Source organism: Extibacter muris, from assembly GCF_004345005.1.
Classification (GTDB): domain Bacteria; phylum Bacillota; class Clostridia; order Lachnospirales; family Lachnospiraceae; genus Extibacter; species Extibacter muris.
On record NZ_SMMX01000015.1, the window covers coordinates 32,047 to 51,218 of the forward strand.

Annotated in this window: 20 protein-coding genes and 1 other RNA gene; 4 read left to right on the forward strand and 17 right to left on the reverse strand. The window is 49.5% G+C overall.

The window, feature by feature from the left end:
* Positions 1 to 21: 21 nt before the first annotated feature.
* Together E1963_RS15085 and E1963_RS15090 are read right to left on the reverse strand one after the other, a co-directional pair.
* The gene (locus E1963_RS15085; protein WP_132279666.1) at positions 22 to 1,431 is read right to left on the reverse strand and encodes a sensor histidine kinase; all 1,410 of its coding nucleotides are present in this window, start codon (positions 1,429 to 1,431) and stop codon (positions 22 to 24) included.
* Complete coding sequence (locus E1963_RS15090) at positions 1,432 to 2,136, reverse strand: response regulator transcription factor (RefSeq protein WP_132279669.1); 705 nt, start codon at positions 2,134 to 2,136, stop codon at positions 1,432 to 1,434.
* Positions 2,137 to 2,428: 292 nt separating this feature from the next.
* Here E1963_RS15090 and E1963_RS15095 point away from each other — a divergent pair, with 292 nt between their 5' ends.
* Positions 2,429 to 2,755: a sporulation initiation factor Spo0A C-terminal domain-containing protein gene (locus tag E1963_RS15095; RefSeq protein WP_132279672.1), complete on the forward strand. Its 327-nt coding sequence runs from the start codon at positions 2,429 to 2,431 to the stop codon at positions 2,753 to 2,755.
* A 59-nt stretch (positions 2,756 to 2,814) separates the two neighbouring features.
* Here E1963_RS15095 and ssrA read toward each other — a convergent pair.
* Positions 2,815 to 3,165, reverse strand: a transfer-messenger RNA (tmRNA) gene (gene ssrA / locus E1963_RS15100).
* 195 nt (positions 3,166 to 3,360) lie between these two features.
* Here ssrA and E1963_RS15105 point away from each other — a divergent pair.
* On the forward strand, positions 3,361 to 3,786 hold the full coding sequence (locus E1963_RS15105; protein WP_066579349.1) for an Hsp20/alpha crystallin family protein: 426 nt from the start codon (positions 3,361 to 3,363) through the stop codon (positions 3,784 to 3,786).
* A gap of 67 nt (positions 3,787 to 3,853) precedes the next feature.
* Here E1963_RS15105 and E1963_RS15110 read toward each other — a convergent pair whose 3' ends face one another.
* The 7 genes from E1963_RS15110 to E1963_RS15140 all read right to left on the reverse strand — a co-directional run bounded on the left by E1963_RS15110 (position 3,854) and on the right by E1963_RS15140 (position 10,226).
* Positions 3,854 to 4,396, reverse strand: a complete 543-nt coding sequence (locus E1963_RS15110; protein ID WP_132279675.1) for a zinc-ribbon domain-containing protein — start codon at positions 4,394 to 4,396, stop codon at positions 3,854 to 3,856.
* Between the two features lie 18 nt (positions 4,397 to 4,414).
* On the reverse strand, positions 4,415 to 4,651 hold the full coding sequence (locus E1963_RS15115) for a hypothetical protein (protein WP_132279678.1): 237 nt from the start codon (positions 4,649 to 4,651) through the stop codon (positions 4,415 to 4,417).
* Between the two features lie 34 nt (positions 4,652 to 4,685).
* The gene (gene smpB, locus E1963_RS15120; RefSeq protein ID WP_132279681.1) at positions 4,686 to 5,153 is read right to left on the reverse strand and encodes an SsrA-binding protein SmpB; all 468 of its coding nucleotides are present in this window, start codon (positions 5,151 to 5,153) and stop codon (positions 4,686 to 4,688) included.
* On the reverse strand, positions 5,140 to 7,293 hold the full coding sequence (gene rnr, locus E1963_RS15125) for a ribonuclease R (protein WP_132279684.1): 2,154 nt from the start codon (positions 7,291 to 7,293) through the stop codon (positions 5,140 to 5,142). Before rnr ends, smpB begins: the two co-directional genes overlap by 14 nt.
* A gap of 92 nt (positions 7,294 to 7,385) precedes the next feature.
* Positions 7,386 to 7,628, reverse strand: a complete 243-nt coding sequence (gene secG, locus E1963_RS15130; RefSeq protein ID WP_040435760.1) for a preprotein translocase subunit SecG — start codon at positions 7,626 to 7,628, stop codon at positions 7,386 to 7,388.
* 113 nt (positions 7,629 to 7,741) lie between these two features.
* The gene (eno, locus tag E1963_RS15135) at positions 7,742 to 9,049 is read right to left on the reverse strand and encodes a phosphopyruvate hydratase (protein WP_132279687.1); all 1,308 of its coding nucleotides are present in this window, start codon (positions 9,047 to 9,049) and stop codon (positions 7,742 to 7,744) included.
* Between the two features lie 61 nt (positions 9,050 to 9,110).
* Positions 9,111 to 10,226: a 4-hydroxybutyrate dehydrogenase gene (locus E1963_RS15140; RefSeq protein WP_132279690.1), complete on the reverse strand. Its 1,116-nt coding sequence runs from the start codon at positions 10,224 to 10,226 to the stop codon at positions 9,111 to 9,113.
* A gap of 160 nt (positions 10,227 to 10,386) precedes the next feature.
* Here E1963_RS15140 and E1963_RS15145 point away from each other — a divergent pair, with 160 nt between their 5' ends.
* The gene (locus tag E1963_RS15145; protein WP_066579371.1) at positions 10,387 to 11,229 is read left to right on the forward strand and encodes a YitT family protein; all 843 of its coding nucleotides are present in this window, start codon (positions 10,387 to 10,389) and stop codon (positions 11,227 to 11,229) included.
* Positions 11,230 to 11,279: 50 nt separating this feature from the next.
* Here the strand turns inward: E1963_RS15145 and E1963_RS15150 are convergent, their stop codons facing one another.
* The 7 genes from E1963_RS15150 to E1963_RS15175 all read right to left on the reverse strand — a co-directional run bounded on the left by E1963_RS15150 (position 11,280) and on the right by E1963_RS15175 (position 17,788).
* The gene (locus E1963_RS15150; RefSeq protein ID WP_132279693.1) at positions 11,280 to 12,050 is read right to left on the reverse strand and encodes a sulfite exporter TauE/SafE family protein; all 771 of its coding nucleotides are present in this window, start codon (positions 12,048 to 12,050) and stop codon (positions 11,280 to 11,282) included.
* Positions 12,047 to 12,487, reverse strand: a complete 441-nt coding sequence (locus tag E1963_RS15155) for a MarR family winged helix-turn-helix transcriptional regulator (RefSeq protein WP_132279696.1) — start codon at positions 12,485 to 12,487, stop codon at positions 12,047 to 12,049. Before E1963_RS15155 ends, E1963_RS15150 begins: the two co-directional genes overlap by 4 nt.
* Before the next feature lie 217 nt (positions 12,488 to 12,704).
* On the reverse strand, positions 12,705 to 14,051 hold the full coding sequence (gene glmM / locus E1963_RS15160; protein ID WP_132279699.1) for a phosphoglucosamine mutase: 1,347 nt from the start codon (positions 14,049 to 14,051) through the stop codon (positions 12,705 to 12,707).
* 153 nt (positions 14,052 to 14,204) lie between these two features.
* Complete coding sequence (locus tag E1963_RS15165) at positions 14,205 to 15,602, reverse strand: NAD(P)/FAD-dependent oxidoreductase (protein ID WP_132279702.1); 1,398 nt, start codon at positions 15,600 to 15,602, stop codon at positions 14,205 to 14,207.
* Between the two features lie 94 nt (positions 15,603 to 15,696).
* On the reverse strand, positions 15,697 to 15,876 hold the full coding sequence (locus tag E1963_RS19465; RefSeq protein WP_145964195.1) for a hypothetical protein: 180 nt from the start codon (positions 15,874 to 15,876) through the stop codon (positions 15,697 to 15,699).
* 5 nt (positions 15,877 to 15,881) lie between these two features.
* The gene (locus tag E1963_RS15170) at positions 15,882 to 17,060 is read right to left on the reverse strand and encodes a phosphoribosylaminoimidazolecarboxamide formyltransferase (protein ID WP_132279705.1); all 1,179 of its coding nucleotides are present in this window, start codon (positions 17,058 to 17,060) and stop codon (positions 15,882 to 15,884) included.
* Positions 17,061 to 17,074: 14 nt separating this feature from the next.
* Positions 17,075 to 17,788, reverse strand: coding sequence for an IMP cyclohydrolase (locus tag E1963_RS15175; RefSeq protein ID WP_132279708.1), 714 nt, complete (start codon positions 17,786 to 17,788; stop codon positions 17,075 to 17,077).
* A 204-nt stretch (positions 17,789 to 17,992) separates the two neighbouring features.
* Here E1963_RS15175 and E1963_RS15180 point away from each other — a divergent pair, with 204 nt between their 5' ends.
* Complete coding sequence (locus tag E1963_RS15180; RefSeq protein ID WP_132279711.1) at positions 17,993 to 19,096, forward strand: hypothetical protein; 1,104 nt, start codon at positions 17,993 to 17,995, stop codon at positions 19,094 to 19,096.
* The last annotated feature ends 76 nt before the right edge of the window (positions 19,097 to 19,172 follow it).

Genomic DNA, 19,172 nt, shown 5'->3' on the forward strand with positions numbered 1-19,172 from the left:
TAATCTAACTTGTACCCTGCCTTAATTAACCTTAAATATAATGATTATATCTGTACCCGCTCCACGTGCGCTTCGTACTGAGATGGCCCCTCCGTGGCTTTCTATGATGCTTTTTGCAATTGCCAGGCCAAGGCCGGTCCCTTCCGGTTTTTCATCCGTATCCGTACCGCGGTAATACCTCTGAAACAGCCTGCCAGAGTCCTCCTCGGACATGCCCGCCCCATCATCTGACACGATAACTTGAATCTGATTCCCGTCAGCCTCCGTGCTGATCGTAATCCCGGCATCCGGGCCTCCATGGATGCAGGCATTGATAATGAGATTGCTGAACGCCCGCCTGAACAGCATCCTGTCAAAAGAAAAATAAAGTCCTTCTTCTGCGGCCTGTATCTGGATGCTGCGGTTTTCATATTCTGGAGTGTTCTTTATATCGATGGCCGTCTCCTTCAGAAAACGGGCGAGATCCGTCTTCTGCCTGTCCAGCGGAACCGTACCGCTCTCCAGCCGGTATGCCAGCTTCAGGTCATCCAGAAGCCGCTCCATGTAAGAGACATTTTTCAATATGATAGCCGAATACCTCCTGTGCCGTCCGGCCATATCCGTACCGCTGTCCTCATACATGATTTCCGCGTAGCCTTTTACCGGGGACAGGGGCGTCTTCAGATCATGGGTGATATTAGCTATCCATTCCTTCCGCATGCGTTCCGTCTGCTCCCTGAGCCGGTCGCTGCTCTTGATCTCTGCATCCAGCCGGTTCAGGCTGTCATATATATCGCCGAACATCCCATCATCCTCTACGGATAGATAGGAGCGCCGGGCAATATTCTTGACGGCGTCCGTCACGCGTCCCATCATCCGCGTCATCCAATAGCCATATGCCATACCGGATATGATGATTACCCCGAGCAATATGCTGCCAAGCACCAATACAATCGTCCTGCCTTTCATGAAGTGCTCTCCGCTCAGCTGCATGGTAACCTTTGTGACCGTCGTGGGAAAATGTATGATGTACGTATAATGGCTGTCTGCAAGTTCTCCTACAAGCGATGCCTCTTTTCGATCCGCCAGATGCCCGTCCCTGTATATAGCTATCAGATCGGAGGCGCTATAACCTGTGGCGGCCTGTTCCGGCTTGCTGTAGCTGAACCATTCTCTTCCACCCTGATCCAATATCTGGATGCCAAGCCGCTCTCTCTGCAGCAGCTCTATACCTGTCTGCTTTATCTGAGGCTTATCTTCGATAAAGATGATCTGCTTCTCAAAATCTTCTGTAAAGCGCTCCGGCCAGTCGCTCCTGACAATAGTTCCATCCGCCTTTCTGACCGTGATGAGCATAAAAAAGAGTACCGCTGCTATAATCAGTATCCCCGTCAGGGAGACCAGGAATATGCTATAGAGGTGGAGGCTGGTCCGGTATCCCGATTTTTTCATCTAATCAGTCCTTTTCTTTAACTTATATCCCAGGCCCTTCACTGTGACAAGCTGCTTCGGGTCGGATGGATTATCTTCTATCTTCTCACGTATATGCCGTATGTGGACCATAATCGTGTTGTCACAGATGCTGCTGTACTCCCCCCACACCTGCTCATACAATTGTTCCTTGCTGATGATTCTTCCGGCATGTTCAGCCAGATGTGACAACAGGAGGAATTCCCGTCCGGTAAGTTCCAGCTCTTTTCCATCTTTGAACACCCGGCATCCCTCTCGGTCAATGGTCAGCCCCCCTACAGCCAGCGGCTTCTGTGACAGTCCGTCGCCATTGCCCTGATACTTCTGCCGGCGCAGCTGTGCCTTTACACGGAACGCAACTTCCCGGGGGCTGAATGGTTTCGTGATATAGTCATCACCTCCACCTGACAGGCCCAGAATCTTGTCGATATCATCATCCCTGGAAGACAGGAACAAAATGGAACAATAGGAATAGCCACGTATCTGGCGGCATACTTCCAGCCCGTCGATATCGGGGAGCATGATATCCAGTATGATGACATCCGGTGCAAACACTTTACAGATACGTAACGCGTCCCCACCAGTATAAGCTCTCCTAATCTCATAGGATGCATCCATACATAATGTCTCTTCCAGCAGATCTACGATATCCTTTTCATCATCGACAAGCAGAATCTTATCCGCCATAGCAAATCCCCTTTCCTCATTATCTGTTATTGTGCCCTTTGCCCACCGGCCTGATTCTTGTATTATACCATACCACGCAGATAAAAGTCCCGGAGTTTTAGCTCCGGGACCTGGAAGATCCGGTCAGATCCATAAAAACAAATGCCATGCTCATCTGTTGTCTGTATATAGTAACATTTCTGTTATCATCTTTTATCGTCGTTTATGGCTTGTTATTGTCTGTTTATGTCCGGTATTCTCCTTTTGACTATGTATTGATTACAATATATCCGTAAGGTCACAAGGAGGCATTATGCAAAAGATAAGAATACTATTATTGAAGCTCGGTGTACGGTCCACGCTGAAAGGATTCCATTTCCTCCTCTATGCGCTGCAGCTCTGCTTATCAAGCGAAGAATACCTGCTCTCTGTCTACAAGACGCTATATGTAGATATTGCGGACCACTTCGGCACTTCCAGGGATAACGTAGAACACTGTATCCGCACTGCTATTTCAAACTGCTGGTACAAAGGCAACCGCGAACTTCTGATTAAAATTGCCGGTTACAAGCTGAAACAGAAGCCGGCCAACGGAGAATTCATCGACATTCTCTACAACTACCTGTCTCAGGAAGGGTAGCCTTCCTATGCCATGATACCGGAACATAACAAAAAAACGCCGTAACAACGGCGTTTTTTCCATGGACCTGGCGGGAGTTGAACCCGCGTCCGAAAGCCCCTCCATCGAAGCATCTCCCATCACAGTCATTATATTGACATTCCCTCTGCCGGCCGCCTAATGACAGGCTTCCGGTTTTAGTAGCTTCATAAGTTCTTCCATTCCCTCAAAGCTTTGAGAACGAAGTGCTCCACCTGTTTGAAGCCGGTTACTTAAGCGATGGAAGACCTAAGGCCGACTACAGCCTAATTAGGCTGCGTACGCTAATTCTCTATTGTCTGCGTTTATATTTAATTGGAACTTTTAACGTAGTGTCCCACTACGGATGGCTTCTCCAACTTCCAGACCCCCGTCGAAACCAGTACAAGCCCTGATAATCGTGTACCTGGCCTACAGACATCTTTTGCATAGTTAATTATATGTTGAGATATAATAAATGTCAAGGGCAGCCTAAAATTTTAAATAATTAGCACTCACATATTGACAGTGCTAACAATTAGTGTTATATATAATGTATAGCAAATAAAACAAATGCAACAATATAAATAAACAAGGAGGAATGACTTATGTTACTTGCAAACAGAAGTATTAACAATTTATTTGATGATATGTTTAAGGATCCGTTCTTCTCCCGTCCGTTCGAGAATTCATCTTCTCAGATTATGAAGACGGACATTCATGAAAAAGACGGAAGCTATATGATCGAGATGGAACTTCCCGGATATGCCAAAGAGGATATCAAGGCTGATCTAAAAGACGGATACCTCACGATTACGGCAAATCGGGATGAGACAAAGGAAGAAAAAGACGCAAAAGGTAACTGCCTGCACAAAGAGCGCTACACAGGAAGCTGCAACAGAAGCTTCTATGTCGGGGACAAGGTAACCCAGGATGATATCAAGGCTTCCTTCCGCGACGGCGTGCTCCTTCTGCAGATTCCGAAAGAGGTGCAGAAGGTGGAAGAACAGCCTAAGCTGATTACAATTGAGTAATCGGATGGTAGTAGATAGCCGGCAGTTAAGCGGGGGCAGATGCCCCGTCTCCCTGCCGGCTATCATTTTACTTAAACAGATGAATCTGTCCGATTATCGGCAGCTCTTTTCTTTCTCCTCTGCATGCATGTACGATACCCATGATTGCAATGATAAATAATGCAAGTTCGATGAGGTCGAAGATCCATCCAAACCACCATCCTCCGAAATTGATAAAGGAATGGAGGCCGAACACCCAATTGCCGGACAGCAGATTTACTACCACGGACACGATGAAGAGTACGAGCCCCTGGTTCGAGTGGAATCTGACATATTCCGAGTTCTTGTTTCCTGCAAGTATCGGTATCAGTACCAATATGCCGAGATACGACAGTACCCCCATGGCTTTATTCGTACGCACGTCTTCTATGTCAAAATATGCTCCGCCGTCTTGCCTGCTCTCATAGCCCGTACCGGTAGTTCTGCTCCCCTGCTCATAGTATCCTTGCTGATTCGTATCCTGTCCGTATGTATATTCCTGACGTCCCTGTAGGGGTATCTCTGCTCCGCACTGTGGACAGTATCTTGTTCCATCAGGAGCTTTCGCGCCGCATTTAATACAATATCCCATTTCCTATCCTCCGTATCCTTATTCTGTAAGTCCCAGAATCTCTGACAGCACTTCGATGATGATTTCATTCGTGCACGATTTGATATACCCCATCATATGCAGTGATATTTCATCCTGCTTCTGCGCTTCTGTCAGTTTCTCATCGTGTCTTGTTCCTTCTATCAGCTGAATGAGCTGTGGCGTCAGTTCCTCGTATGTCTCTACCGTAGTCTGTGCGACCAGCTTCCGCAGGTCTTCTTTCTTAACAGGTACCATCTCATATCCTCCATATTGTCCGCAGAGCAACCTTCTATCCGAGGTTGCGCACCTTGAAATCTCTCTGGGCTTCCCGCTGCCGATCCTTTTTCGCAATATCCTGACGTTTGTCATAGAGCTTCTTCCCTTTGGCAAGACCGATTTCAACCTTCACTAGGCTTCCTTTAAAATACACCTTCAGAGGGATTACCGCTATACCTTTCTCCTTCGTCTTCCCAAGCATCTTGTTGATCTCTGCCTTATGGAGCAGCAGCTTTCTGACCCTGAGCGGGTCCTTGTTAAATATATTCCCCTTTTCATACGGGCTGATGTGCATGCCATAGATGTATACTTCTCCGTCCTCTATCCTGATGAACGACTCTTTTATGCTGCATTTGCCCATGCGCAGGGATTTCACTTCCGTCCCGTGCAGAGCTATGCCCGTCTCGTAAGTATCCAGGATAAAATAATCATGATACGCCTTCTTATTATTGGCTATCATCTTCCCATTACTCTTCGCCATCTCCCATCTCTCCTTCATCTGCAATCTCAAAATCAATCGTCCGCATAAGCCTGTCTGCACCTGTGACGCGGACAGATATGCGCTGGCCGAGCTTGAACACTTTACCCTTGTGGATTCCGGCCATCTCATACCGGCTCTCGTAATATTCATAATGGTCGTCCGTCATGTTGGCCACATGGACAAGGCCTTCGATCGTATTGGGCAGCTCGATGTACATTCCCCATTTTGTTATGCTGGATATCACGCCCTCGTACACCTCGCCCAGGTGCTCTTCCATATATTCTACCTTCTTGAGCTTGATCGTCTCACGCTCCGCCTCGTCGGCCCTGCGTTCCATCTCGCTTGCGTGCTTTGTCACCTCGGGAAGTATCTTTCTGTAATGCTCCGTCTTTTCTCCATCCATGCGTCCCCGCAGGCTGTCTTTTATTATTCTGTGGATCTGCAGGTCAGGATACCGCCGTATCGGGGAAGTAAAATGGGTATAATATCCGGCAGCAAGCCCAAAGTGCCCGCTGTTGTCCGGCGTGTACCTCGCCTGTTTCATAGAGCGCAGCGCAAGCCTGCTGATAAGCGCCTCCTCCGGCGAACCTTCCACCTTGGCAAGCAGCTTTTGCACCTCTTTTGGCCGTACTTCATTCGCTCCGATATGCATGGAATAGCCGAAGTTATTGATAAACGTGGCCAGAGCCCTTATCTTCTCATCATCCGGCGCCTCATGGGTACGGTATACGAACGGAAGCTCCTTCCAGTAATAGTCCTCAGCCACCGTCTCATTGGCAAGGAGCATAAAGTCCTCTATGATCTTCGTAGCCACGTTCCGTTCATAAGGCTTTATATCCACCGGCTTTCCTTGTTCATCGAGCATCATCTTCGTTTCCGGAAAGTCGAAATCAATCGAACCTCTCTTCTGCCGTCTCTTTCTCAGAAGGGCAGACAGCTCCTGCATCCGCTGGAACATCGGTACCAGATTCCGGTAGCGGCCTATTTCTTCCTCGTCTTTATCGGCAAGGATTTTCCTTACGCTCGTATATGACATTCTTTCATCTACATGTATCACCGTCTCTGCTATCTCATGGTCCACGACAAGCCCTTTGCCGTCGATTCTCATAATACAGCTTAAGGCCAGCCTGTCCTCACCTGCGTTCAGGGAACAGATGCCATTGGAGAGCGTGTGCGGCAGCATGGGAATCACCCTGTCCACAAGATACACGCTTGTCCCGCGCTTCAGAGCCTCCCTGTCAAGGGCGCTGTTTTCCTGCACATAGTTCGTCACGTCGGCGATATGCACGCCGAGGATATAGCTCTCACCTTCTTTTATGACAGAGACCGCGTCATCGAGGTCCTTGGCGTCCTCGCCGTCAATTGTAACCATCTGCCAGTCCCGGATATCTTTCCTGCCTGCCATGTCCGCTTCACTGACCGGCTTCGCTGTACGTTCCGCCTGGTTCAGCACCTTCTCCGGAAATTCCACCGGCAGGTCGTACCCCTTGACGATGGACATGATATCGGTCCCCGGGTCATTGACATGCCCGATGATCTCCACGATCTTCCCTTCCGGCTTACGGCCCGGCTCCCCGTAAAATGTCAGCTCCACAACTACCTTGTGTCCGTCTACGGCACCTTTGGATTTCTCTTCCGGAATAAAAATATCCTGGATGAACCGCTGATTGTCGGGTATGACAAAGCCATAGTTTTTGCCTTGCTTCATCTGATACAGCCCTACCAGCCTCGTAACTCCACGGGATACGACCCTGATGACCTTGCCTTCACGTCTCTTCCCGTCCGGTTCCTTTGTTATGGCTACTTCTACCGTATCGCCGTTGAACGCTCCGTTCGTGTCATCCTCTCCCACAAAGATATCCGTCTCTTCACCTTCGACGGCAACAAAACCAAAGCCCCTCTGGTGGCCCTGATAGACTCCGGTCAGATGCTTCGCCTCTCCTTTACGGTATTTGCCTTTCTTCGTCTGATGGATCTTGCCTTCTTCCTCCAGCGACTTCAGCACCTCTTTTAATTCTTTCCTCTGTTCTTTCGGAACCTGCAGCAGCATGGCAAGCTCCTTGAACTTCATCGGGACATATAATTCATCACATAATAAATCATATACCACCTTTTTCCTCTTTTCAAACGCTTTATCCATCGTGCACGCTCCTTTCGGCCTATTACTGTAACAGGAATAAAAAGACACTCTTTTACAAGAGTGTCCCATCAATTCCATAAAAAATACTTCTCTTAAGCAAATACTTTTAAATTCAACACTGCCGCTAATACAATGAACAGAATCGCAAGAAACTTGGTCGACTTGACGAGCGCCCCTTCCATAGAACGCCCCTTGTTCTGGCCCCAGTACGTATCGGCCATGCCGCCAATCGTCCCAAGCCCGGCAGACTTTCCTTCCTGCAGCAGCACGATAGCTGCCAGTGCGATACAGTCTATTGCAAATATAATCAATAATATTGTCTTTAAAATCTCCACTTCAAACACCTCCTGCGGATAAACCATGTTTATTCTAGCACAACAGGATGAATATGGCAAGTCAAATTTAAGATTGGACCTGCATGCAGACCTCTAATCCGTATATCTTACGATCAATTATCAGATTTAAAGGGATTCTCATATTTGGCCGTATCCCCGAGCCGCTCCTCGATACGCAGGAGCTGGTTATACTTCGCAACACGTTCCGACCTGCACGGCGCACCCGTCTTGATCTGTCCTGCATTGAAGGCCACGGCGATGTCCGCGATGATTGCATCCTCTGTCTCTCCTGACCGGTGCGAGATGATCGTCCTGTATCCGGCACTCTTCGCCATCTCTATCGCATCAAACGCTTCTGTCAGCGTACCAATCTGGTTGACTTTTATCAGAATGGCATTGGCTACTTCCGTCTCGATGCCTTTGCTGAGACGCTTCGTGTTCGTCACGAAGAGGTCGTCCCCTACTAGCTGCATGTTAAGGCCAAGCCTTGTCGTGAGCAGTTCCCAACCTTCCCAATCTTCCTCATCCAGCGGGTCTTCTATGGACACGATAGGAAATTCTTCTGCAAGATCTTGATAATAGTCGATCAGCTCCTCCACGGAACGGATGACCTTGTAACCGTGCATCCTGCCTTCCCCTTCAAAGACATATTTCTTGAAGTTGCGGTCATAAAGCTCTGTTGCCGCCACATCGAGCGCAATCACGACCTCCTCTCCCGGACGGTAGCCCGCCATGCGGATAGCTTCCGTGATAAAGCGGAGCGCCTCCCTTGCATCCGGAAGATCAGGGGCGAAGCCTCCTTCATCACCTACTGCCGTGCTGTACCCTTCTTTCTTCAAGTTCTTCTTAAGCGTGTGGTATATCTCCGAGCATATCCGCAAGCCTTCCCGGAAGCAGCACGCACCGGACGGCATGATCATGAACTCCTGTATATCAATCGTGTTATCCGCATGCTTTCCGCCGTTCATGATATTCATCATCGGTACCGGCATCGCTTTGGCATTGGCCCCTCCAAGGTAAGCATACAGCGGCAGTCCAAGGGCTTCGGCTGCAGCCCTGGCAGCCGCCATCGACACGCCGAGCAGGGCATTCGCGCCTAGGTTCTTCTTGTTCTCCGTACCGTCAAGATGAATGAGCGCGTCGTCAATCTCTGCCTGTCCAAAGACATTCATTCCGATAATTGCCGGGGCGATGATCGTATTGACATGGTTCACCGCCCGTTCTGTACCGAGGCCGCCGTAACGGTCGCCTCCGTCTCTTAATTCTACTGCTTCGTACTGTCCGGTCGACGCGCCCGAAGGCACGCTGGCGCGTCCGATATGCTCTTCACCTGCCAGCACCTCTACTTCTATCGTAGGATTCCCGCGGGAATCTAATATTTCTCTTGCGTATACATCTGTAATCGGTAGACAATTATACATTTTTCAATCCTCCTTATGGAGCATATTATGTGCCGATTCAAATGTAATGATTCCAGTTTGCCTAATATAGCTGGCTGTAGATTTCTGCCATCTGTTCCCAGGAAAATTTTACATAGCTCTGATTCAGCAGACGCTGCTGGCTCTCCTCCACATTTTTTGCAAAGCTTTCTATCTCTTCTTTCTTCATCCCATATTCCCGCAGCGGCTTTCTCTTTATGATCTTATCCAGCAGATTTTTAAGTTCCGTGTACACTTCATCCTGCCCGCAGCCCAGCATTCCAGACAGGAATTCATTCAGCTCCTTCAGCCGGCCCTTTGGCCTGAATCTCTGGTATGCGCTGAAAACGGCCGTGAGGAACTGGTAGTTTGCCTCGCCGTGCGTCACATGGTACACGCCGCTTAAAGGATAGGACATCGCATGCACTGCTCCTGTGCCTGCGTTGCCAAAAGCAATTCCGGCCAGGTTGCTTGCCGTCAGGAATTCGTCCATAAGCTGTTCCCGTGCGCCCGGGCCGTCCGCGGCCACTTGCCGGAACCCGCCGATAATCATTTCCATCGCCTTTTTGCTGAACATCTCGGTATACAAGTTCGCCTTCGGGGACACGAATGATTCTATGGCATGGATAAATGCGTCTATCGCGCTTGTCGCCCAGAATGAATACGGAAGCTCGCTCAGGAGCTGAGGGATAAGCACCGCGTCATCCGGAAACAGCTCATCCGCAGCCAGCCCGAGCTTGCTATGCAGATCCGTCATCTCGGTGATAGATACGCTGGACACCTCTGACCCAGCGCCGCATGTCGTCGGTACCGCTATAAGCGGAAATTTCTTTTTGAGGGCCACCTTTTTCCGGAAGATATCCTTTGCAGAGGCCTCCCCGTCCAGGACGAGCAGCTTCGCCATATCGATGACCGCACCTCCGCCGATTGCCGTAATCCTCGTACATCCGGAAGAACGGAAGTCGGCAGCCAGGGCATCCATCATACCATCTGTCGGTTCGCCCTTTCCGTAGCTGTCCTTATACCTCACACACGCTTCCAGTCCAAGCGGTTTGAAATACTTGTCGAAGATTGTCCTGCTCGCAAGTATAAAATCTCTTTTTCCAATGCCGTATTCTCTTACAAAGTCTTCCGCGGAATCAAGCTTTTCGATCCTGGATTTCTGCTGGAACATTTTCATTGTCAATGACCTCTTTTCTAACGTAATTTATATGGCTTACAGCCGCATATCCCTGCCGGCTGCACATAATGTAAATATATCATTATTCCGTTGACTTTTCCATATGCCGGCGTTACAATCTTCATGAATTCAAAACAAATATGCATTGGGGAATGTACAGATGAAATCAAAAGCAAAAAGCTTTGCCCTGCTTACGGGCAGCACTCTCATCATGGCCGTAGGCATCTACTTTTTTAAGTTTGCCAACAACTTCACTTTCGGAGGTATTACCGGACTGGCTGTGCTCGTCGCCAAATCAGGCATAATTTCCGCCAGCGACTTTACCTTTATCGCCAATATGATACTGCTCGTCATCGGATTTGTCATTCTTGGGAAGAGATTTGCGGCAAAGACGGCATACTGCAGCATCCTGCTCTCCGTCTGCCTCTCCTTGCTGGAACGTATCTATCCTTTGACCCATCCGCTGACGGACCAGCCTGTGCTGGAACTGGCATTTGCAATCGCGCTGCCTTCTCTCGGTTCCGCAGTTCTGTTTAATATCGGCTCCTCCAGCGGAGGTACTGATATCATTGCCATGATTATGAAAAAATACACAAGCGCGGATATCGGCAAGGCACTTCTGGCAACCGACTTTGTGATTACGCTTGCAGGCTGCTTCGTATTCGATATAGAGACAGGGCTTTATTCTTTCCTCGGGCTTGCCGTCCGTTCCTTTATGATAGACGGTTTTATGGAAAGCCTGAACCTGTCCAAATACTTTAACGTCGTATGCGATAATCCAGAGCCAATCTGCGACTTTATCAATGACACGCTGGAGAGGAGCGCCACTATCGTGCTTGCACAAGGTGCATTCTCCGGCGAGGATAAGTATATCATCTTTACTGCCCTGAACAGGATGGAGGCTGTCAAGCTCAGGAACTTCATCAAAGAACATGACCCGGAGGCATTCATGCTCATCTCGAATACGAGCGAGATCATCGGCAAGGGCTTCCATTCCATATAGCCTCCATTGCAAAAGACATGGGCTGCATTATGCAGGCTATATAGCGTCAGTTATATAAATTTGACACAGACCATGGCCAGGCCGAGTACGGTGAGCACGGCTCCTGTCGCCCGGTTCAGCGTCTTGGCTGGTGCCTTGTTGGCAAAGCGCGCCGCCAGCTGCGCCCCGGCAAAGGTAAACAGGACGCATAGCACAAGAGCAGGGATATCGGGCAGGCTTACGCTGATAGAAAAATGAGAGGCAGCGCCTGTGAATGCGGTAAAAGCCATGACAAATACGCTTGTCCCCACAGCGGTCTTCAGCTCATATCCGAGAACGCCGGTGAGCATAAGAAGCATCATCATACCGCCACCGGCGCCTATAAAGCCGCATATGAAACCTATCACCATGCCACACAGGAGGGACTGGATGATTCTCGTCCTCCTGCTTTTTTCTTCCTGCTTGTCAGCAGTCGTCATCACAGGCCTGATGATAAATTTTATGCCGAGCAGCAATGTCATGAATACGGAAAAGCTGCCCATAGTCGTGTTCGGAAGCAGAGAGGCGACATAGCTTCCCACTATCGTAAATGCCAGGACGGCGCACAGCATTACGATACCATTCCTTATATCCAGATTCTTATGTTTCCCGTATGTATATGCCGACACTGCCGATGCCAGCACATCCGATGCCAGCGCGATTCCCACGGCCTCATACGCGCCAAAGCCGAGGAAGGTGATGAGCATCGGCGATATCACCGCAGCGGCGGACAGTCCCGCCAGCCCTGTGCCGATTCCTGCCCCCAACCCCGCTGCCAGGCAGACTACTATCTTCGCTATCATAACGTATCCCCCAATTCTTCTTTTATATTTCCGCACATCTGTTTCAGAACCTTTTCAAACACCTTCAGGTCCGATTCCTCAATCCCCCGGCGCACTGCATCGGTTACGCATTCCTGTGCCGCCCTCCCTTCTTTTATTATGCCGGATGCCCCTGGCAGAAGCCTCAGACGGACCACCCTACGGTCTTTGCCGTCCTCTTCGGCTGCGAGACATTCCTTCTGTATGAGCAGCTCCACAGCCTTAGATACGTACGACTTGGCAATATGGCGGATTTCCACGATATCCCGTGCGGTGTCATATCCGGGATTGTTGTAGAGAAAGAGAAGAACATCTGCTTCTGCTTTGGTCATCCCGTATCTCTGAGCCACTTCCGTAATCTTCCGGCTGTAGAAGATATCAAACCGGTGCGTTACAGCCAATAGTTCCCCTGTGTCCATAATATGCTCCTTTATGCTTACGGCTTATGCCGGTACTGTTGACAGTTCTTTTCAGAACAGTTCTCTAAAGAACCATTTTAACCTGCTCTTTCGCTTATGTCAAGCATCTGTTCAACCGCCATGCTGCGAAAAGCAGACAGCCCGGGCGGCGGTGCCGGCTATGATGCCGGCCCTCTGCCAACCCGGGCTGTCTGCCCTGTGTCCGTATTCTCCTGTATTAGCCTGTGACGAGCCCTTGCTGCTCCATCACTTCGATAACCGCATTGACATGTTTTTCGCACAGCTCATCCGTTGAGGCTTCTACCATTACGCGGATGACAGGCTCTGTGCCGCTTTCCCTGACAAGGATACGCCCATCATCGCCAAGCGCCTCGGCAACTGCCTCGACCGCTTTGACGACCTCAGGATTCTCTCTTGCGGTCTTCTTATCTGATACGCGCACGTTCTTAAGAAGCTGCGGATATATCTTCACTTCCTCTGCCAGCTTGGACAGGCTCATCTTCTTTTCCAGCATGACTTCCATGATCATGAGGGAGGTCAGGATGCCGTCTCCCGTTGTCGCGTGTTTGCTGAATATGATATGTCCGGACTGCTCTCCTCCGAGGCAGAAGTTGTTCTGTACCATATTTTCATACACATACTTGTCGCCGACTGCCGTCTTCTCGTATTTGAGTCCTGCCTTGTCACATGCCTTGTAGAGCCCCAGGTTGGACATGATGGTCGTAACAATCGTATCGCCGTTGAGCCGTCCGTTTTCCTTGAGGTACTTCCCGCATATGTAGAGGATAAGGTCTCCATCTACTACGCTGCCGGTCTCGTCAACAGCGATGCACCGGTCTGCGTCACCGTCATAGGCGAATGCCACATCCAGCTTCTTTTCTTTCACATACTCCTGCAGGACTTCGATATGGGTAGATCCACAGTTTGTGTTGATATTGGTCCCGTCCGGTTCGTTGTTGATGACGTAAGTCTTTGCCCCAAGCGCGTCATATACGCTCTTTGCTATGGCAAATGCGCTTCCGTTAGAGCAGTCTAGCCCGACGCGCATGTCTTCAAATGAACGGGTGGCCAGAGAGATGAGATAGCCGATATAGCGGTTTCTGCCCGCCGCGTAATCTACCGTACGGCCAATCTTCTCCTGCTTGGCAAGTGGAATCTCTCCCGTCTCGCCGTCAATATATCGCTCAATCTTTTCTTCTACTTCCGCCTCCAGCTTATGGCCTTTTCCGTTGATGACCTTGATGCCGTTGTCGTAGAAAGGATTGTGGCTTGCGGATATCATGATCCCGCAGTCAAAATTGTCAGTCCTCGTCACATAAGATACACTTGGAGTCGTTGTTACATGCAGAAGATACGCGTCAGCCCCTGACGCTGTCAGGCCTGCCACAAGAGCATATTCAAACATGTAGCTGCTTCTTCTTGTATCTTTTCCGATGACAACCTTCGCCTTATGGTCCTGTCCGTAATACCATCCGAGAAATCTGCCCACTTTAAAAGCGTGCTCCACCGTCAATACTTCATTGGCTTCTCCGCGGAATCCGTCTGTTCCAAAATATTTACCCATAATAAAAGTCTCCTTCATGTCATTTGACATATTTACCGTTTTTTTTGCACAATCAGCAATTGCGCCTTTACTATTATATAAGTTTTTTTCTCATTATACAACCCATTCGGACAAAAAAACAGGAGGTGCCTCACGCACCTCCCACTGAGCCCCTTATCCTTCCGCGTCCAATATGCTTCTTGCCACGTGCAGCCCGTTCGCGGACGCCTGCTGCAGCCCTCTCGTAATCGAAGCCCCGTCTCCCATGGCGCGCAGCCCGCGTATGCTCGTCTCGAATGCATCATTTACGACGACTTTGTTGGAATAGAACTTGACTTCTACTCCATATAAAAGCGTCTCATCCGAAGCGATGCCAGGCGTAACCTTGTCAAGCGCCTGTATCATCTCATCTATGGCTACCATAATCCTGTGCGGGAATACGAGAGACAGATCTCCCGGAACCGCGTCTTTGAGCGTCGGCACGATGTTGTTCCGGTTCAGCCTCTCTTCCGTCGTCCTTCTTCCTCTCCGGAAGTCTCCGTATCTCTGCAGCAGTATCTTCCCGTCGCACAGCATATTCCCGAGCTGTGCGATATGCTTGCCGTATTCGATCGGGGATTTGAACGGCTCGGTAAAGTTCTTCGATACGAGCAGCGCAAAGTTCGTATTGTTCGTCTTCCTGTCCTTAGACTTGTAAGCATGGCCGTTGACGACTGCCAGGCCCTCATCGTAATATTCTGTCGCCACCTCCCCGGACGGATTGGTGCAGAATACACGTACCTTGTCGTCAAACGTAGGCGTATAGTAGACGAGCTTGGCTTCGTACAGCTTCTCGTTCAGCTCTTTCATGATCTCGTCGCGTACCTCTACCCTGACTCCCACATCGACGGTACCGTTCCTCGTCTCGATGCCATGCTCTCTGCAGATATGGGAGAACCATTCGGAGCCTTCCCTGCCGATTCCCGCCACGATCTCCGGCGCATAGAATTCTTCTCCGTCCTCTGTCACGACCCCTCTGGCGGCACCGTCCCTGACGATAATGTTCTTTACCATAGTCATGAACCGTATCTCTACGCCCTGCTTTATAAGGTGTTCCTGAAGCCGCGTATATATCTTATACCCTTCTTCCGTACCAAGATGGCGGATCGGACATTCGATGAGCTTCAGATTTGCTCGTATCGCTTTGGCCCTGATATTTTCAATCGCCTCATGGTCCTTGATGCCATACACCTTCTCGTCCGCTCCGAACTTCAGATAGATGCCGTCTGCTTCGCGTATCAGCTCCTCTGCCTTCTCATACCCGAGTATGTCCGGCAGCGTCCCGCCCACATCCGGCGAGAGGGAGAGCTTTCCGTCGGAAAAGGCTCCCGCACCTGCAAACCCTGTCGTTATGGAACACGGCTGGCATCCTACGCACACCTTCGTCTTCCGTTTTGGACATTGCCTCTGTTCGATTGACCGGCCTTTTTCTATAATGAGCACTTTCATGCCCGGCCTCTTTTCCATAAGCTCATATGCACAGAATATCCCGGATGGACCTGCCCCTATTACAATAACATCATACTCGTTCATGCTGTCACACCACTTTCTTTCCCAATATTGTCTTTTCCTGTAAGCATGGGCTTTCCACCCTGATAATCATATCATTTCCAATGCAAAATATCAATTACCTGCCGTCTGCTTTTAACCTGACAGGCATCAGAAGGTCAAGCTGCAGTTCCTCTAAATTTGTGACAGATTGTTCCATGTATGTAAAATAGTTCAGATGTTCGCCCCATGCTGCGGCAAAATATATCCGGCCGCTGCAGCTTTGTACTGCAACGGCCGGACTACCTGCCTCCGTCACCTGCTCTAGTGGTGGAAAAGCCTGATTCCTGTAAAGGACATGACGATATCATATTTGTTGCATGTATCGATAACATTGTCATCTCTAACGGAGCCTCCCGGCTGAGCGATGTATGTTACCCCGCTCCTGTGGGCTCTCTCGATATTGTCACCGAACGGGAAGAACGCATCGGAGCCGAGGGACACGCCCGTCATCTTGTCCAGCCATGCCCGCTTTTCTTCGGCCGTGAACACTTCCGGCTTTACTTTAAAGATGTTCGGCCATGCATCATCAGCAAGTACATCCATGTAATCCTCGCCGATGTATAAGTCGATAGCATTATCTCTGTCGGCACGTCTGATCGTATCTACGAACGGCAGATCCAGCACCTGTGGCGACTGCCGCAGCCACCAGTTGTCCGCCTTCGTGCCAGCCAGCCTCGTGCAGTGTATCCTGGACTGCTGCCCTGCGCCGATGCCGATAGCCTGGCCGTCTTTTACATAACATACGGAATTAGACTGGGTATACTTCAACGTAATCATAGAGATTGCCAGATCCATCTTAGCCTGATCCGTAAGCTCTTTGTTATCTGTCACGATATTGGAAAAAAAACCGTCCTCAATCTTCAGTTCATTTCTTCCCTGTTCAAACGTGATGCCAAATACTTCCTTATGTTCCAGCGGGGCCGGCTCGTAATCCGGGTCGATCTGAATGACATTATAGTTGCCATTCTTCTTCTGCTTCAGTATATCCAGCGCTTCAGGCTCATATCCCGGGGCGATGACGCCGTCAGATACTTCTCTCTTGATGAGCCGCGCGGTGTCCGCGTCACAGACATCGGACAGAGATATAAAATCACCGAAGGATGACATACGGTCAGCACCCCTCGCCCTTGCGTACGCGCAGGCAAGCGGAGACAGTTCTCCAAGGTCGTCCACCCAGTATATCTTAGCAAGCGTATCGCTCAGAGGAAGCCCTACCGCAGCTCCTGCCGGGGATACGTGCTTGAACGATGTGGCTGCGGGAAGGCCCGTCGCCTTCTTGAGCTCGCTGACGAGCTGCCATCCATTGAACGCATCCATAAAATTAATGTATCCAGGTCTTCCATTCAATACCTGTATCGGCAGTTCGCTGCCATCCGCCACATAGATTCTGGATGGTTTCTGGTTCGGGTTACATCCATATTTCAACTCTAACTCTTTCATTCGTCTCCTGCTCCTTACTGATTCTTGTTTCTGATATTCGTTTCATATGTGCCTGTGGCTATATCTATATAACGGACAAACAACGATACTTTATTATCCTCATTCAAGCTGTTCCATAACATATCCGTAAATGCATTCATATCGTCGGGGATGGCAATGAGCTTCGGCTCACCTTCAAAACTTGGCAGTGGATTGCCATCATGCATATAAGTATGGATAAAATGGCCTTCCCCGGGAGCTGCATTCTCATATGCAAAGGTGAACCTGTTGCATGACTCAGGGCTTCCATTATTGCTTTTCAATATGGACATCGCATAGCTATAGCCGCCATTTTCCACATGCATGATACCAGAGATACGAGGCGTATAGTTCGGACCGTCCGGCTCAAACTCACGGCTTCTCAACGACTGCTCAAATGTCATCTGCCGGTCCATCCCCTCGTAAATCGTATCTGTCTGATCGCCATTCGTCACTATCGTTTTATTGCCAAGCACCCGGACCGGCGCGTAGATAATCAGGCTTGGGTCCGTCAGCTTTGAATCATCAAACGCCTGCGTACGTATTCCCTCGCCGTCCTCTACAAAGACGCGGTTCCTGCTGTTAACGCTTCTGCCCATGATAAAATAAGCGGCCACTGCCTTCGTACCGTCTGCGCTTCTCCCAATAATGATGCCGCGTCCCGGATAAGAATTTTCCTGCAGTTCCTTTTCAATTGATAGCATCTCCATGAATACATCTCCTTTTTCATTGGTTTTATCGTGTTTCTTCATTATACCTATTAAATACCGGCAGTTCAACAAGTATATATAAATTATCAATGTATTTCCATTATATTTTCAGCTTTTCGCCCCGCTTCTTCTGATGCCTGAGGTATTGAAGACAGCGCACGGCAATGCTACAATAGAACTATTATAATGAGGAGGGCTGCTAATATGAAGAAAAAACTACTTTCGGTGCTGCTGGTCATAAGCATGACGGCATCTGCACTGCTTACAGGCTGTGGAGGACAATCTGCCGACGAATACCTGGGCGAGCAGATAACAGCCATGAAAAAAGACAAAACGGACCGATTTTCAACCCTTTTGGATGACCAGCTGGCAGAGCTATTGGACGTGAATATGTATGTGCTCACATTTCCGGATGAGCTGAGAGAACCTTATCTAAAGTTTCTCCAGACAGCTTTTAATTCTGTAGGATTTGAAGTGGCATCTGCGGATAAGAAAGATAATGGCAATTACAAAGTCCAGGTAACCTTCACGCCTCTCGATGTAGCCAAGACGACCCAAGAGACTAACGAGGCTTATACCGAAGCCATGCAGGGAACCAATCTTGCAGAAGAGTCCGGCGCTCTGCTTGAAAAGGCTTCTGACGCTGTCAAAAAGAATCCGGAATATGGCGTGGAGACAACAACCGAATTAGAGGTCAAAAAGAAAGGGGACTCCTACTCTGTCTCGGATAAAGAGTATGAAAAACTGATGTCCGCTTCCCTCGTTAACTGCATGGCTCCTTATGACGCCGTATGCAATATCCTGAATGCCCGCGATCTGCTGCAGGCCTATCTCGATGCATCTTTCAAGGGCGAGTTTACGCAGTATATGAAGCATACCGGAAAAACAGAAGAAGAGGCACAGGCGTGGTATGAAGCAGACGGGACTTTCGATCCTCCGTCAGACCTTTCGTCCCAGTATCAGGAACGCTGTTCCGCCGCCTATAAGAACATATTGAAGCAATGTAACTATTCTGTCGGAATCCCGCATAAGGTCGACAATCTGTTCAATTATACGGCAGACGTGTCCGTCACGCCGAACAACAGCGTCAAACAGGCATATGAAGAATTCTCTGCCCGTTCGTTCTACAGTATAGAGGAAGCAAGTGCCGCATACGTGGAGATATTTGAAAAATACGCCGCATCGCCTGCCTACGGCGAAGAGACTACTATGACAGTAGAACTCAGCCTCTCCTCCATACTGGCTTCACAGGAAGCAGGGAGCGATCTCTATAAGCTGGGCGAGGCAATCTGCCCGGTACCGCAGTAATTGGGGAGATTGTAAAGTGGACGCCATCAAGGAGGAATGGAGCAGATGCCTCCCGCCTTCCCTCCCTGTCTCAAAT

Excerpts from the sequence above, each read along its gene's own strand:
- E1963_RS15085 (WP_132279666.1), bottom strand. The coding sequence starts at position 1,431 with ATGAAAAAATCGGGATACCGGACCAGCCTCCACCTCTATAGCATATTC.
- E1963_RS15090 (WP_132279669.1), bottom strand. The coding sequence starts at position 2,136 with ATGGCGGATAAGATTCTGCTTGTCGATGATGAAAAGGATATCGTAGAT.
- E1963_RS15095 (WP_132279672.1), top strand. The coding sequence starts at position 2,429 with ATGCAAAAGATAAGAATACTATTATTGAAGCTCGGTGTACGGTCCACG.
- E1963_RS15105 (WP_066579349.1), top strand. The coding sequence starts at position 3,361 with ATGTTACTTGCAAACAGAAGTATTAACAATTTATTTGATGATATGTTT.
- E1963_RS15110 (WP_132279675.1), bottom strand. The coding sequence starts at position 4,396 with ATGGGATATTGTATTAAATGCGGCGCGAAAGCTCCTGATGGAACAAGA.
- E1963_RS15115 (WP_132279678.1), bottom strand. The coding sequence starts at position 4,651 with ATGGTACCTGTTAAGAAAGAAGACCTGCGGAAGCTGGTCGCACAGACT.
- smpB (WP_132279681.1), bottom strand. The coding sequence starts at position 5,153 with ATGGCGAAGAGTAATGGGAAGATGATAGCCAATAATAAGAAGGCGTAT.
- rnr (WP_132279684.1), bottom strand. The coding sequence starts at position 7,293 with ATGGATAAAGCGTTTGAAAAGAGGAAAAAGGTGGTATATGATTTATTA.
- eno (WP_132279687.1), bottom strand. The coding sequence starts at position 9,049 with ATGTATAATTGTCTACCGATTACAGATGTATACGCAAGAGAAATATTA.
- E1963_RS15140 (WP_132279690.1), bottom strand. The coding sequence starts at position 10,226 with ATGAAAATGTTCCAGCAGAAATCCAGGATCGAAAAGCTTGATTCCGCG.
- E1963_RS15145 (WP_066579371.1), top strand. The coding sequence starts at position 10,387 with ATGAAATCAAAAGCAAAAAGCTTTGCCCTGCTTACGGGCAGCACTCTC.
- E1963_RS15150 (WP_132279693.1), bottom strand. The coding sequence starts at position 12,050 with ATGATAGCGAAGATAGTAGTCTGCCTGGCAGCGGGGTTGGGGGCAGGA.
- E1963_RS15155 (WP_132279696.1), bottom strand. The coding sequence starts at position 12,487 with ATGGACACAGGGGAACTATTGGCTGTAACGCACCGGTTTGATATCTTC.
- glmM (WP_132279699.1), bottom strand. The coding sequence starts at position 14,051 with ATGGGTAAATATTTTGGAACAGACGGATTCCGCGGAGAAGCCAATGAA.
- E1963_RS15165 (WP_132279702.1), bottom strand. The coding sequence starts at position 15,602 with ATGAACGAGTATGATGTTATTGTAATAGGGGCAGGTCCATCCGGGATA.
- E1963_RS15170 (WP_132279705.1), bottom strand. The coding sequence starts at position 17,060 with ATGAAAGAGTTAGAGTTGAAATATGGATGTAACCCGAACCAGAAACCA.
- E1963_RS15175 (WP_132279708.1), bottom strand. The coding sequence starts at position 17,788 with ATGGAGATGCTATCAATTGAAAAGGAACTGCAGGAAAATTCTTATCCG.
- E1963_RS15180 (WP_132279711.1), top strand. The coding sequence starts at position 17,993 with ATGAAGAAAAAACTACTTTCGGTGCTGCTGGTCATAAGCATGACGGCA.